A 14,225-nucleotide genomic window follows, 5' to 3' on the forward strand; every position below is an offset into this window, starting at 1 on the left:
AACATTTGCACAAGATGCCCGATGCGACGCTGGCGCGTCTTATCAGCATCTACAATTTTAACACGTTGATATATAAGGTCTTGTAGGTCGGATAAGGCGTTCACACCGCATCCGACATTTGCACACGATGCCTGATACGACGCTGCCCGCGTCTTATCAGGCCAGCGTCGCATCAGAAAAAATGTCACTGCTTTGGCTCTTCGCTCCAGTCATCGCTTTCGGAAAGATCGCCACTGCTGGGGATTCGTTTTTCTTCAGCAGCCCATTCTCCGAGGTCGATCAGCTGACAACGTTTGGAGCAAAATGGCCGAAACGGGCTGATTTCACCCCACACCACCGTTTTCCCGCAGGTTGGGCAATTCACCGTAATAGTTTCTGACATTTTTACTCCTTAGCAACAGGCCAGTTCGAAATCCAGACGTTCCGGTACCTGTCCGTTTTCACTGTCCAGCGGCATAAAACGAATGGCAAAACGGCTCTTATGACCGGAAATTTGCGGATAAAGCTGTGAATCGAGTGACAGATTCAGGCGCAGCAAGTCGGCATCGCCACCGTTATCCTGATAAAAACCATTCAGGCTGGTTTGTTTACGGAAGGGGGCCGACTGGCGAATTAAATCCAGCACCATGGTAAGTGCCTGGGTGAGCGGGTTCAGGCTGGCAATCCAGGTTTCTACCTGGCTGTCGCGCTGCGCCTGGGGTAGATGCAGCCAAATGTGCAATGTAGGTAAATCAAAGCTACAACAGCCGCCTGGGATGCTCAGTCGCTGACGCACCAGAGCAATCAAACGATCTTCACGCAGAAATTGCCCGATACGCGGCGCGGAAATTAATACGCTCCCCGCCGCTTTTAACTGCTGAATTAATGCTTCAATACGGCTCTGGTCCACGCCAGGCACGCCAATCCAGGTCTGGAGTTTACGTTGCTGCCGGTCAAGTTCTTTCAACAGCTCAGTGCGGACTTCGCCGCGCTCGAAAACATCCAGTAATTCACTGACATTACGGAAGAAATGCAGCGCGCCAGCGTGGTCAGCGATGGGTAAATTAACGGTGAGTTGCTGAATCAAAAACTCAATGCGCAGCCACGTACGCATTTTTTCATTTAGTGGATGTTCAAAAAGGACCTGGGTCTGCATTACGGTTTTTCCTGTGAGACAAACTGCGACGCAAGCTGCAAATAGTGTGCGTGCAGGCGGGCAACATCCGATGCGATAGCATCCGGTGCGCCGTTATTATCAATGACGTCATCTGCCACGGCAAGGCGAGCTTCGCGCGGTGCCTGAGCAGCAAGGATTTGTTCGACATGCTCGCGAGTTACATCATCGCGCTGCATGGTGCGCTTAAGTTGCGTTTCTGGGCTGACATCCACCACCAGCACTCGATTCGCTTTTTTATACAGTGAGTTTTCTACCAGCAATGGCACAACCCACAGTACATAGGGGGAAGTTGCTTGCTGGATCTGGTGTTGCGTCTCTTGCTGAATCAGCGGATGCAGCAGGGCGTTAAGCCAGTTTTTCTCTTCCGGGTTGGCGAAGATCCGCTCGCGCAAGGCCCGGCGCTGCAATGTTCCATCAGCAGCAATCATGTTAGCGCCAAAGTGATCAGCAATGGCATGTAGCGCAGGTGCACCTGGTTCAACCACCTGACGCGCAATAATATCGGCATCAATGACGTTAATTCCGAGATCAGCAAACGCATTGGCAACGGTACTCTTGCCACTGCCAATGCCTCCCGTTAAGGCAACTATATACCTCATAATTTATATTCCCGGGAATTCATCATGATTATCAAAACGTTAAAAATGAGCGCACGAAAGCGAAATTGATGAAACGTTCGCTCACTATTTACCAGGTAAATTTATGGGATTGTAGCGTAAAAAAAGACAATTTCGCAGTCTTGCGCCGCATTGATTAGTGCGTATGATAGCGTCACTGGAGTTGCGCTCTTACCCTTATAGCCATTAACCCCAGGAATCCGCACATGCGTATTGAAGAAGATCTGAAGTTAGGTTTTAAAGACGTTCTCATCCGCCCTAAACGCTCCACTCTTAAAAGCCGTTCCGATGTTGAACTGGAACGTCAATTCACCTTCAAACATTCAGGTCAGAGCTGGTCCGGCGTGCCGATTATCGCCGCAAATATGGACACCGTAGGCACATTTTCTATGGCCTCTGCGCTGGCTTCTTTTGATATTTTGACTGCTGTGCATAAACACTATTCTGTCGAAGAGTGGCAAGCGTTTATCAACAATTCTTCCGCTGATGTGCTGAAACATGTGATGGTTTCTACCGGTACATCAGATGCGGATTTCGAAAAAACTAAACAGATTCTCGACCTGAACCCGGCATTAAATTTCGTTTGTATTGACGTGGCGAATGGTTATTCCGAACACTTCGTGCAGTTCGTTGCGAAAGCGCGTGAAGCGTGGCCGACCAAAACCATTTGTGCTGGCAACGTAGTGACTGGTGAAATGTGTGAGGAGCTTATCCTCTCCGGTGCTGATATCGTTAAAGTTGGCATCGGCCCAGGTTCTGTTTGTACAACTCGCGTCAAAACAGGCGTCGGTTATCCGCAACTTTCTGCGGTAATCGAATGTGCCGATGCTGCGCACGGTCTGGGCGGAATGATCGTCAGCGACGGTGGCTGCACCACGCCGGGCGATGTCGCGAAAGCCTTTGGCGGCGGTGCCGATTTCGTCATGCTTGGCGGCATGCTGGCGGGCCACGAAGAGAGCGGCGGTCGCATCGTTGAGGAGAACGGCGAGAAATTTATGCTGTTCTACGGCATGAGCTCCGAGTCTGCGATGAAACGTCACGTTGGCGGCGTTGCGGAATACCGCGCAGCAGAAGGTAAAACCGTTAAGCTGCCGCTGCGAGGCCCGGTTGAAAATACCGCGCGTGATATTTTGGGCGGCCTGCGTTCAGCTTGTACATACGTTGGGGCTTCACGCCTGAAAGAGCTGACCAAGCGCACCACGTTTATTCGTGTGCTGGAACAAGAAAACCGCATCTTCAACAACCTGTAATCTCCCAACGCTGGCGTGGAGCAACACGCCAGCGTTATCCCATTCCACTCATCGCATCGCCTAAATGGAAAATTGGCAGATACATTGCCACCACCAGCGTACCGATAATTCCTCCCGTTATGATCAGCAACGCCGGTTCCAGTAAGGCTGCGAGGTTATCCGCCAGCGCCAGTGTGTTATCCCGATGATGATGGGCGAGGTTGTCTAACATGAGATCCAGCGAGCCGGATGCCTCTCCTGTTCTCACTAATTGCAAACAGAGTGGGCTAAACTCACCGGTATTTTTTAGCGCCAGCCAGATGGGGTGACCGTTACTGATATCGTGCTGGATTTGTGTCAGAAGTTGCACCCAGTACGGGCAGCGCATTGTTTCTCTGACGCTCTCTACGCCCTGTAAAAAAGTAATGCCTGCACTTTGAGTCAGCGCCAGAATCGTAAAGATCTGCGTGAGTTTTTGTCCCCGCATCAGTGAACCCATAATCGGGATGCGTAACAGCAATTTCTGCCGCGCGATAAGCCAGGTCGGGCGGCGCATCAGCAACTTATTGGCTATCGCCAGCAGAAAGCCGAACAACACCAGCAGCCAGCCCCATTCGCCACTAAAGTCTGCCAGCGTCATGATCCCCTGCGTTAGTACCGGTAGTGGGGTGTTGAAGGTCTTATAAATAGCAGCAAACTCCGGCAGCACAAAATGCAGCATTGCCACAACCACCATGATTGCCATCGCTAAAATGATGATGGGATAACGCAACGCTGATTTCACTTTATCGGCTAACTGACGCTGGGCTTTTTGCTGTCGAGCAAGTTCAAAGCAACATTCATCTAACTTACCAGTCAATTCCCCCGTGCGGATCATTGCCTGATAGAGCGGCGGAAATACCTCTGACCAGGGTAATAAGGCATTGGAAAAAGCAATGCCCTGTTCGAGATCGTACGCCAGCGATTGCAGCAACGCTTGCCATTGCTTACTGGGATGCTGTTCCGCCAGCAGTGCCAGCCCTTCAGAAAGCGTTAACCCGGCTTTGAGTAGCGTCGCCAGTTGATGAATGACTTCCGCGCTTTTATCTCCTCGCCACTGCGCAGAATTGATGGCGATTCGCTTCAGGCTTAGTGGGGTAACCATCTGTTGCTGTAGTGCCATAAGCAGCAAAGCACGGCTCTCAGCCCATAGCATCCCATCTTGCGCATTGCCGTCGCCGGTTATGCCATGCCAGCGCCAGAGTTGCTTACTCGCCATGCGGCATCCCCAATACGCGGATTAACTCTTCAAAGGTGGTTAAGCCTTGCTCCACGGCCAGGCAGCCGTTTTCAAAAAGCGTACGCATACCCGCCTGTCGGGCGTGCGTTTCCAGCGATTCAACGTCGGTATTAGCGGAAATAAGCTGACGTATGACCGGTGTTATGGGCAGAACTTCAAATAAGGCCGTGCGACCATAAAAACCGTGGTAGCAATGTACACAACCGGGTGCCTGCCAGTGGGGCAGCGGCGACGGCCATACATTGTCTGGAATATGGATGGGCTCCCCTTGCTGTCGGCGACAATGTGGGCAAAGTTTACGTACCAGACGCTGGGCTATTACCAGTGTAAGCGCCGATGAGAGCATCCAGCGGGCGACCCCCATTTGCTGTAAACGTACCAGCGTTTCAGTGGTGGAATTGGTGTGTAGGGTAGACAACACCAGGTGACCGGTTTGCGCCGCTTTAATAGCGATCTCTGCTGTTTCGCCATCGCGGATCTCTCCGATCATGATGACGTCAGGGTCCTGGCGCAATAACGCACGCAAAACGCCCTGAAAGGTAAGACCGGCACGCGGATGGATTTGCGTCTGGTTTAGTCCGGCTATGGGGATCTCAACCGGATCTTCGACGCTACAAATATTAATGTCAGCGGTATTCAGCGTTTGCAGGGCACTATAAAGCGTGACCGTTTTGCCGCTGCCTGTAGGGCCTGTTACCAGCACCAGTCCCTGTGGTTGTTGCAAGGCATGAGCAAAGTCCGCCAGTTGTAACGGCTGCATTCCAAGCGTGTTGACATCCAGTGCCTGACTCACCTGCTGTAACAACCTTAATACCACCTTTTCACCACCCCGACATGGTAAGGTCGCAATACGAAATGAGACGGCGTTTCCTGCCAGTTCGACAGTGAATTGCCCGTCCTGCGGCAGGCGATGTTCCGCAATATCCAGGTTGCCCAGCACTTTTAATCTGGCGGTTAATGCGACTCCGGCATCCGGTGAAACATCCGGTAAAGGATGCAATACGCCGTCGATACGCAAGCGGATGCGGTAGGCATTGTCCGCTGGTTCGATATGAATATCAGACGCGCGTTGTTCCAGCGCAGATTGTAACGTTCGAGTCAGCAACTCTGCTTTGGGCTGATGCTTCTCATGAATAGCTACGGGCAATGTCTGTTGTGTGCGACTGGCGTGACCTTCCATTTGTTGGCGCGTCCAGCAGGTGATCTCAATACGTTTGGTGGTAGCGAAATGCAATGCGTCCAGTAGCTCATGCGAAGGGGCATCGACCACCGCAACATGAACCACCTCTTCGCTGGCATCCAGCAAGACTCCCTGATAACGCAGACACAGGGCGGTGAGCTGTGGAATATTCATTGCCGCTCCTTAGTTGGCGTCATCAAAACGGAAGACATCTTCGCAGGCTTGCTGCAATGCGCTGTCACTTTGAATATTGCAGTTGCGCGTCCAACCGGTGACGCCGTTTGCGTTATCCCAACCCGGCGTCATGACGACGCTTAGCCCATTGAGACTTTCTTGCCCGGTCAGCGACACCACGCCCTTTGCCACACTCATGGCTGAAACATAGCGGGTGGTGGTAGGCGAGGGGATGCCATTACTGCCACCGTCGCAGGTATCTAATCCACCATGTTCCAGCGCGCACAACTCTACGGCGGTACGGTAAGGCACAAAGGTTTGTAGCATGTCGGTGAGTGCGGCTTTGCGCAGGTAGTTTTGATAAGCGGGAATACCAATGGCGCTTAAAATGGCAATGATGCCAATAACCACCATCAGTTCGATAAGTGTAAAACCGCGTTGCTTGTCCATTTGTTTCGCTCCTTGATTTGGTTGGCGCTACTTTGGCAAACGCCATCAGCACAAGCGAGGGGCAAAAAACGAAACGGGAAAGCAGCTTCCGGAGTTTTTTATTACGTTGCAGCGAAAGACAAGAAATTTGCGAGGCGTTACGAAGAAAGTTGGGAAAGGGGAGATTATCCGCCCGCGATGGAGCGGATAAATCTGTCAGCAATCAGCAAAAACGCATTGATAGGTCGAGTGCCTGTACGTGTTTAGTTAGCGCACCGACGGAGATAAAGTCCACGCCCGTTTCGGCAAATTCGCGCAGTGTTTTGTCAGTGACGTTGCCAGACACTTCCAGTAGCGCCTTGCCGTTGGTGCGTTTGACGGCTTCGCGCATCTGTTCTGTTTCGAAGTTATCCAGCATGATGATATCGGCACCTGCTTTCAGGGCTTCATCAAGTTCTTCCAGATTCTCTACTTCGACTTCTACTGGCGCATCCGGGTGCAGCCAGGATGCTTTTTCGACCGCCTGGCGTACTGAGCCGGAGGCAATAATATGGTTTTCTTTGATCAGGAAGGCATCAGAAAGCCCCAGACGGTGATTCGCTCCGCCGCCGCAAAGTACCGCGTATTTCAGAGCTGAACGCAGGCCGGGTAAGGTTTTGCGCGTATCCAACAACTGCGTGTTGGTGCCCTCCAGTAATTCGACATAGTGGCGTACCTTACTGGCAACCCCTGAAAGGGTTTGCACAAAATTAAGCGCAGTGCGTTCGCCCGTTAACAGCACGCGGGATGGGCCTTCAAGTTCGAACAAGGGTTCATTGGCGTTGATGACATCGCCGTCATCCACATGCCAGATTATGGTGACATCGTCGCCTGCCAGTTGAATAAACACCTCTTCAACCCAGCGTTTGCCGCAAAATACGCCATTCTCGCGGGTGATCACTGTGGCATGAGAGCGAGAGTTTTCCGGTAAAAGTTTTGCCGTAATGTCATTGTTGGCATCGACTGTTCCGCCTAAATCTTCCCGTAGCGCCTGGGCCACCGCGCCGGGGATATCGAGATTAATGCGTTCCAGCAGCTCGTCACGTCGGGTTTCAGGGTTATAGCGGCGAGGCGGCATGTTAAAACTCCAGATAGCTAACGAATCATAAGGTAGAAACATGCTACTCTGAACCGGGTATTAGCACCACATATAAGGAGATCCTGCATGTTGTTAGAACAGGGGTGGCTGGTTGGCGCGCGCCGCGTTCCCTCACCACATTACGATTGCCGCCCGGATGACGAAACACCCACCCTGCTGGTGGTGCACAATATTAGCCTGCCGCCAGGCGAGTTTGGCGGTCCGTGGATCGACGCATTATTCACTGGAACTATTGATCCGCAGGCACATCCTTTCTTTGCTGAGATCGCCCATTTGCGCGTCTCCGCTCACTGTTTGATTCGCCGTGATGGTGAAATAGTCCAGTATGTTCCTTTCGATAAACGTGCATGGCATGCGGGAGTCTCTCAGTATCAGGGGCGCGAACGCTGCAATGATTTTTCTATTGGGATTGAGCTGGAAGGCACCGATACGCTGGCGTATACCGATGCGCAGCATCAACAGCTTGCGGCGGTTACGCGGGCACTGATTGATCGCTATCCAGATATCGCTAATAACATGACGGGCCATTGTGATATTGCGCCGGATCGGAAAACCGATCCCGGTCCTGCATTTGATTGGGCACGGTTTCGTGCACTGGTCAGCAAGGAGACAACATGACGCTATTTACAACCTTACTGGTGTTAATTTTCGAGCGCCTGTTTAAGTTGGGCGAGCACTGGCAACTTGATCATCGTCTTGAAGCGTTCTTTCGGCGGGTGAAACATTTTTCTCTCGGGCGCACATTAGGCATGACCATTATTGCGATGGGCGTGACTTTTTTACTGTTACGCACATTGCAGGGAGTATTGTTCAACGTTCCCACGCTGCTGGTGTGGCTGCTGATTGGTTTGCTGTGTATTGGCGCAGGTAAAGTTCGTCTTCATTATCATGCTTATCTGACAGCTGCTTCACGTAATGATAGCCATGCCCGTGCCACGATGGCTGGCGAACTCACCATGATTCACGGCGTCCCGGCAGGCTGCGATGAACGTGAGTATTTGCGTGAGCTGCAAAATGCATTGCTGTGGATTAACTTTCGTTTTTATCTTGCTCCGTTGTTCTGGCTGATTGTGGGGGGAACTTGGGGACCCGTTACGCTGATGGGGTATGCGTTTTTGCGTGCATGGCAATACTGGCTGGCGCGTTACCAGACGCCGCATCATCGTTTACAGTCCGGCATTGATGCCGTGCTTCATGTACTGGATTGGGTGCCGGTTCGTCTTGCGGGTGTGGTATATGCCTTGATCGGTCATGGGGAGAAAGCGTTACCGGCCTGGTTTGCTTCGCTGGGTGATTTCCATACTTCGCAATATCAGGTATTAACGCGTCTGGCACAGTTCTCTCTGGCGCGTGAACCGCATGTCGATAAGGTGGAGACGCCGAAGGCAGCGGTTTCCATGGCGAAGAAAACCTCGTTCGTGGTCGTGGTGGTAATTGCGCTACTGACGATTTACGGGGCGTTGGTGTAAAGATTATTGCCCTCACCCTGCACGGGTGAGGGCGTAGAGAGATTAATGCGCTTTTACGGCTTTGGCGGTTTTCTCTTTAAACAGATAGCCGATACCTAACACGATCAGCCATACCGGGATCAGGTATACCGAAATCGCCATTCCTGGGGTCATCAGCATAATCACCAGTACCGCCGCCATAAACAGCAGGCAGATCCAGTTACCCAGCGGATAAAGCAGAGCAGGGAAGCGAGTTACCACGCCTTGTTCCTGCTTGGCGCGACGGAATTTCATATGCGCCAGGCTAATCATCGCCCAGTTGATTACCAGTGCAGATACCACCAGCGCCATTAACAGGCCGAATGCGGATTCCGGTGCAAGGTAGTTAATCAGCACGCACAATGCCGTAACCAGCGCAGACACCAGAATGGTGTTGACTGGTACGCCGCGTTTATCAACAGACGCCAGCGCTTTTGGCGCGTTGCCCTGCTGTGCCAGACCAAACAGCATACGGCTGTTGCAATATACGCAGCTGTTGTACACGGAGAGCGCAGCAGTCAGTACCACGATGTTCAGCGCATTCGCCACAAAGGTATCGCCCAATTCGTGGAAGATCAGTACAAACGGACTGGTATCAGCAGTAACGCGGGTCCACGGCATCAGCGAGAGCAGAACGGCTAACGAACCAATATAGAAAATCAGGATGCGGTAGATAACCTGGTTAGTTGCTTTCGGGATACTTTGCTCCGGGTTATCAGCTTCTGCTGCGGTGATCCCCACCAGTTCCAGACCACCGAACGAGAACATGATAATCGCCATCATCATCACCAGCCCGGTGAAGCCGTGCGGCAGGAAACCACCCTGATCCCACAGGTTGCTAACGGTCGCCTGCGGGCCGCCGTTGCCACTGAATAGCAGCCAGCCGCCGAAGATGATCATCGCTACTACCGCAATAACTTTGATAATGGCAAACCAGAACTCCATCTCACCAAACACTTTTACGTTGGTCAGGTTGATGGCGTTAATCACCACAAAGAACACGGCGGCAGAAACCCAGGTTGGGATTTCCGGATACCAGAACTGAATGTATTTACCCACAGCAGTAAGCTCTGCCATGGCAACTAAAACGTACAGTACCCAGTAGTTCCAGCCAGAGGCGAAACCGGCAAAACAGCCCCAGTATTTATAAGCAAAGTGGCTAAAGGAGCCTGCGACAGGTTCTTCGACCACCATTTCACCTAGCTGACGCATGATCAGAAAGGCGATAAAACCAGCAATGGCGTAACCCAGGATAATCCCTGGCCCTGCGGACTGTATTACGGAGGCGCTACCCAGGAATAGCCCTGTCCCTATCGCGCCTCCCAGCGCGATAAGCTGTATGTGGCGGTTTTTAAGGCCGCGCTTTAGCTGCTCGCCGTGCTGTTGACCTTCCATCATGAAACCTCGTGCGGTGATTGTTTTTTTGATCTACGCAGTGATGCGTGTGTAAGTTTGCAATTCCGTTTGTTGTATTGATTTGTTTACATCAAGGAAGTTTGAATTGTTACAAAATGACTTCCGTCAGATCAAGAATAATGGTATGTGGCAGCGAATGCACCCGCTTTATGCATGGTTGAAGATGAGTTGCTTAAAAAGGAACCGTTTGTAAATGTCAGCCTCAAATCCCCTCAACATATACAATGAATATAAATTCATTACATATGAATTAAAAATCGATAAATTGGTAAGTGAATCGGTTCAATTCGGATTTTTATAGTTTAATAATCGTTAAAAAATCCCTTTCCTACGTAAAGTCTACATTTGTGCATAGTTACAACTTTGAAACGTTATATATGTCAAGTTGTTAAAATGTGCACAGTTTCATGATTTCAATCAAAACCTGTATGGACATAAGGTGAATACTTTGTTACTTTAGCGTCACAGACATGAAATTGGTAAGACCAATTGACTTCGGCAAGTGGCTTAAGACAGGAACTCATGGCCTACAGCAAAATCCGCCAACCAAAACTCTCCGATGTGATTGAGCAGCAACTGGAGTTTTTGATCCTCGAAGGCACTCTCCGCCCGGGCGAAAAACTCCCACCGGAACGCGAACTGGCAAAACAGTTTGACGTCTCCCGTCCCTCATTGCGTGAGGCGATTCAACGTCTCGAAGCGAAGGGCTTGTTGCTTCGTCGCCAGGGTGGCGGCACTTTTGTCCAGAGCAGCCTATGGCAAAGCTTCAGCGATCCACTGGTGGAGCTGCTCTCCGACCATCCTGAATCACAGTATGACTTGCTCGAAACACGACACGCCCTGGAAGGTATCGCCGCTTATTACGCCGCGCTGCGTAGTACCGATGAAGACAAGGAACGCATCCGTGAACTCCACCACGCCATAGAGCTGGCGCAGCAGTCTGGCGATCTGGACGCGGAATCAAATGCCGTACTCCAGTATCAGATTGCCGTCACCGAAGCAGCCCACAATGTGGTTCTGCTTCATCTGCTAAGGTGTATGGAGCCGATGTTGGCCCAGAATGTCCGCCAGAACTTCGAATTGCTCTATTCGCGTCGCGAGATGCTGCCGCTGGTGAGTAGTCACCGCACCCGCATATTTGAAGCGATTATGGCCGGTAAGCCGGAAGAAGCGCGCGAAGCATCGCATCGCCATCTGGCCTTTATCGAAGAAATTTTGCTCGACAGAAGCCGTGAAGAGAGCCGCCGTGAGCGTTCTCTACGTCGTCTGGAGCAACGAAAGAATTAGTGATTTTTCTGGTAAAAATTATCCAGAAGATGTTGTAAATCAAGCGCATATAAAAGCGCGGCAACTAAACGTAGAACCTGTCTTATTGAGCTTTCCGGCGAGAGTTCAATGGGACAGGTTCCAGAAAACTCAACGTTATTAGATAGATAAGGAATAACCCATGTCAGAACGTTTCCCAAATGACGTGGATCCGATCGAAACTCGCGACTGGCTCCAGGCGATCGAATCGGTCATCCGTGAAGAAGGTGTTGAGCGTGCTCAGTATCTGATCGACCAACTGCTTGCTGAAGCCCGCAAAGGCGGTGTCAACGTAGCCGCAGGCACCGGTATCAGCAACTACATCAACACCATCCCCGTTGAAGAACAACCGGAGTATCCGGGTAATCTGGAACTGGAACGCCGTATTCGTTCAGCTATCCGCTGGAACGCCATCATGACGGTTCTGCGTGCGTCGAAAAAAGACCTCGAACTGGGCGGCCACATGGCGTCCTTCCAGTCTTCCGCAACCATTTATGATGTGTGCTTTAACCACTTCTTCCGTGCACGCAACGAGCAGGATGGCGGCGACCTGGTTTACTTCCAGGGCCACATCTCCCCGGGCGTTTACGCACGTGCTTTCCTGGAAGGTCGTCTGACTCAGGAGCAGCTGGATAACTTCCGTCAGGAAGTTCACGGCAATGGCCTCTCTTCCTATCCGCACCCGAAACTGATGCCGGAATTCTGGCAGTTCCCGACCGTATCTATGGGTCTGGGTCCGATTGGTGCTATTTACCAGGCTAAATTCCTGAAATATCTGGAACACCGTGGCCTGAAAGATACCTCTAAACAGACCGTTTACGCCTTCCTCGGCGACGGTGAAATGGACGAACCGGAATCCAAAGGTGCGATCACCATCGCTACCCGTGAAAAACTGGATAACCTGGTCTTCGTTATCAACTGTAACCTGCAGCGTCTTGACGGCCCGGTCACCGGTAACGGCAAGATCATCAACGAACTGGAAGGCATCTTCGAAGGTGCTGGCTGGAACGTGATCAAAGTAATGTGGGGTAGCCGTTGGGATGAACTGCTGCGTAAAGATACCAGCGGTAAACTGATCCAGCTGATGAACGAAACCGTTGACGGCGACTACCAGACCTTCAAATCGAAAGATGGTGCGTACGTTCGTGAACACTTCTTCGGTAAATATCCTGAAACCGCAGCACTGGTTGCAGACTGGACTGACGAGCAGATCTGGGCGCTGAACCGTGGTGGTCACGATCCGAAGAAAATCTACGCTGCATTCAAGAAAGCGCAGGAAACCAAAGGCAAAGCGACGGTGATCCTTGCTCATACCATTAAAGGTTACGGCATGGGCGACGCGGCTGAAGGTAAAAACATCGCGCACCAGGTTAAGAAAATGAACATGGACGGCGTGCGTCACATCCGCGACCGTTTCAATGTGCCGGTGTCTGATGCTGATATCGAAAAACTGCCGTACATCACCTTCCCGGAAGGTTCTGAAGAGCATACCTATCTGCACGCTCAGCGTCAGAAACTGCACGGTTATCTGCCAAGCCGTCAGCCGAACTTCACCGAGAAGCTTGAGCTGCCGAGCCTGCAAGACTTCGGCGCGCTGCTGGAAGAGCAGAGCAAAGAGATCTCTACCACTATCGCTTTCGTTCGTGCCCTGAACGTAATGCTGAAGAACAAGTCGATCAAAGATCGTCTGGTACCGATCATCGCCGACGAAGCGCGTACTTTCGGTATGGAAGGTCTGTTCCGTCAGATTGGTATTTACAGCCCGAACGGTCAGCAGTACACCCCGCAGGACCGCGAGCAGGTTGCTTACTATAAAGAAGACGAGAAAGGTCAGATTCTGCAGGAAGGGATCAACGAGCTGGGCGCAGGTTGTTCCTGGCTGGCAGCGGCGACCTCTTACAGCACCAACAATCTGCCGATGATTCCGTTCTACATCTATTACTCGATGTTCGGCTTCCAGCGTATCGGCGATCTGTGCTGGGCGGCTGGCGACCAGCAAGCGCGTGGCTTCCTGATCGGCGGTACTTCCGGTCGTACCACCCTGAACGGTGAAGGTCTGCAGCACGAAGATGGTCACAGCCACATTCAGTCGCTGACTATCCCGAACTGTATCTCTTACGACCCGGCTTACGCTTACGAAGTTGCTGTCATCATGCATGACGGTCTGGAGCGTATGTACGGTGAAAAACAAGAGAACGTTTACTACTACATCACTACGCTGAACGAAAACTACCACATGCCGGCAATGCCTGAAGGTGCTGAGGAAGGTATCCGTAAAGGTATCTACAAACTCGAAACCATTGAAGGTAGCAAAGGTAAAGTTCAGCTGCTGGGCTCCGGTTCTATCCTGCGTCACGTCCGTGAAGCGGCAGAGATCCTGGCGAAAGATTACGGCGTAGGTTCTGACGTTTATAGCGTGACCTCCTTCACAGAACTGGCGCGTGATGGTCAGGATTGTGAACGCTGGAACATGCTGCACCCGCTGGAAACTCCGCGCGTTCCATACATCGCTCAGGTGATGAACGACGCTCCGGCAGTGGCATCTACCGACTATATGAAACTGTTCGCTGAGCAGGTCCGTACTTACGTACCGGCTGACGACTACCGCGTACTGGGTACTGATGGCTTCGGTCGTTCCGACAGCCGTGAGAACCTGCGTCACCACTTCGAAGTTGATGCTTCTTATGTCGTGGTTGCGGCGCTGGGCGAACTGGCTAAACGTGGCGAAATCGATAAGAAAGTGGTTGCTGATGCAATCGCCAAATTCAACATCGATGCAGATAAAGTTAACCCGCGTCTGGCGTAAGAGGTAAAA

The 14,225-nt window shown here is 51.7% G+C and carries 14 protein-coding genes; 6 read left to right on the forward strand and 8 right to left on the reverse strand.

Annotation, left to right across the window (positions count from 1 at the left end; genetic code table 11):
- Window positions 1-184 precede the first annotated feature (184 nt).
- Genes yacG through coaE form a run of 3 tightly spaced genes read right to left on the reverse strand, consistent with a single transcriptional unit; the run spans window position 185 to window position 1,755 of the window.
- The gene (gene yacG / locus ACJHXB_RS04740) at window positions 185-382 is read right to left on the reverse strand and encodes a DNA gyrase inhibitor YacG (RefSeq protein WP_000005042.1); all 198 of its coding nucleotides are present in this window, start codon (window positions 380-382) and stop codon (window positions 185-187) included.
- A 9-nt stretch (window positions 383-391) separates the two neighbouring features.
- Window positions 392-1,135, reverse strand: a complete 744-nt coding sequence (zapD, locus tag ACJHXB_RS04745; RefSeq protein ID WP_001194721.1) for a cell division protein ZapD — start codon at window positions 1,133-1,135, stop codon at window positions 392-394.
- A complete protein-coding gene (coaE, locus tag ACJHXB_RS04750; RefSeq protein ID WP_001269517.1) occupies window positions 1,135-1,755 on the reverse strand; it encodes a dephospho-CoA kinase in 621 nt (206 codons plus the stop codon). Before coaE ends, zapD begins: the two co-directional genes overlap by 1 nt.
- Before the next feature lie 24 nt (window positions 1,756-1,779).
- On the opposite strand from coaE, the gene ACJHXB_RS04755 reads away from it, so the two are divergent.
- Window positions 1,780-1,824 carry a protein YacM gene (locus ACJHXB_RS04755; RefSeq protein ID WP_120795372.1) on the forward strand — a complete coding sequence of 15 codons (45 nt, stop codon included), beginning with the start codon at window positions 1,780-1,782 and terminating at the stop codon, window positions 1,822-1,824.
- Between the two features lie 155 nt (window positions 1,825-1,979).
- Entirely contained in the window at window positions 1,980-3,023 is a 1,044-nt protein-coding gene (gene guaC, locus ACJHXB_RS04760; protein ID WP_001217337.1) for a GMP reductase, read from the forward strand.
- Window positions 3,024-3,057: 34 nt separating this feature from the next.
- Here the strand turns inward: guaC and hofC are convergent, their stop codons facing one another.
- From hofC to nadC, 4 genes are all read right to left on the reverse strand, one after another.
- Window positions 3,058-4,260, reverse strand: coding sequence for a protein transport protein HofC (hofC, locus tag ACJHXB_RS04765; RefSeq protein WP_000157245.1), 1,203 nt, complete (start codon window positions 4,258-4,260; stop codon window positions 3,058-3,060).
- The gene (gene gspE, locus ACJHXB_RS04770; protein WP_001025166.1) at window positions 4,250-5,635 is read right to left on the reverse strand and encodes a type II secretion system protein GspE; all 1,386 of its coding nucleotides are present in this window, start codon (window positions 5,633-5,635) and stop codon (window positions 4,250-4,252) included. Before gspE ends, hofC begins: the two co-directional genes overlap by 11 nt.
- A gap of 9 nt (window positions 5,636-5,644) precedes the next feature.
- A complete protein-coding gene (gene ppdD, locus ACJHXB_RS04775; protein WP_000360904.1) occupies window positions 5,645-6,085 on the reverse strand; it encodes a prepilin peptidase-dependent pilin in 441 nt (146 codons plus the stop codon).
- 202 nt (window positions 6,086-6,287) lie between these two features.
- Entirely contained in the window at window positions 6,288-7,181 is an 894-nt protein-coding gene (gene nadC, locus ACJHXB_RS04780; RefSeq protein WP_001135190.1) for a carboxylating nicotinate-nucleotide diphosphorylase, read from the reverse strand.
- A gap of 87 nt (window positions 7,182-7,268) precedes the next feature.
- On the opposite strand from nadC, the gene ampD reads away from it, so the two are divergent.
- Window positions 7,269-7,820: a 1,6-anhydro-N-acetylmuramyl-L-alanine amidase AmpD gene (gene ampD / locus ACJHXB_RS04785; protein WP_410233467.1), complete on the forward strand. Its 552-nt coding sequence runs from the start codon at window positions 7,269-7,271 to the stop codon at window positions 7,818-7,820.
- Window positions 7,817-8,671: a beta-lactamase regulator AmpE gene (ampE, locus tag ACJHXB_RS04790; protein ID WP_000172019.1), complete on the forward strand. Its 855-nt coding sequence runs from the start codon at window positions 7,817-7,819 to the stop codon at window positions 8,669-8,671. Before ampD ends, ampE begins: the two co-directional genes overlap by 4 nt.
- 42 nt (window positions 8,672-8,713) lie before the next feature.
- Here ampE and aroP read toward each other — a convergent pair whose 3' ends face one another.
- The gene (gene aroP, locus ACJHXB_RS04795) at window positions 8,714-10,087 is read right to left on the reverse strand and encodes an aromatic amino acid transporter AroP (RefSeq protein ID WP_072146659.1); all 1,374 of its coding nucleotides are present in this window, start codon (window positions 10,085-10,087) and stop codon (window positions 8,714-8,716) included.
- A 540-nt stretch (window positions 10,088-10,627) separates the two neighbouring features.
- On the opposite strand from aroP, the gene pdhR reads away from it, so the two are divergent.
- Window positions 10,628-11,392 carry a pyruvate dehydrogenase complex transcriptional repressor PdhR gene (gene pdhR / locus ACJHXB_RS04800; RefSeq protein WP_000331776.1) on the forward strand — a complete coding sequence of 255 codons (765 nt, stop codon included), beginning with the start codon at window positions 10,628-10,630 and terminating at the stop codon, window positions 11,390-11,392.
- Between the two features lie 160 nt (window positions 11,393-11,552).
- Window positions 11,553-14,216: a pyruvate dehydrogenase (acetyl-transferring), homodimeric type gene (gene aceE / locus ACJHXB_RS04805; protein WP_000003820.1), complete on the forward strand. Its 2,664-nt coding sequence runs from the start codon at window positions 11,553-11,555 to the stop codon at window positions 14,214-14,216.
- The last annotated feature ends 9 nt before the right edge of the window (window positions 14,217-14,225 follow it).

The organism is Escherichia sp. WS3227_2, assembly GCF_046486495.1.
Taxonomy (GTDB): domain Bacteria; phylum Pseudomonadota; class Gammaproteobacteria; order Enterobacterales; family Enterobacteriaceae; genus Escherichia; species Escherichia coli.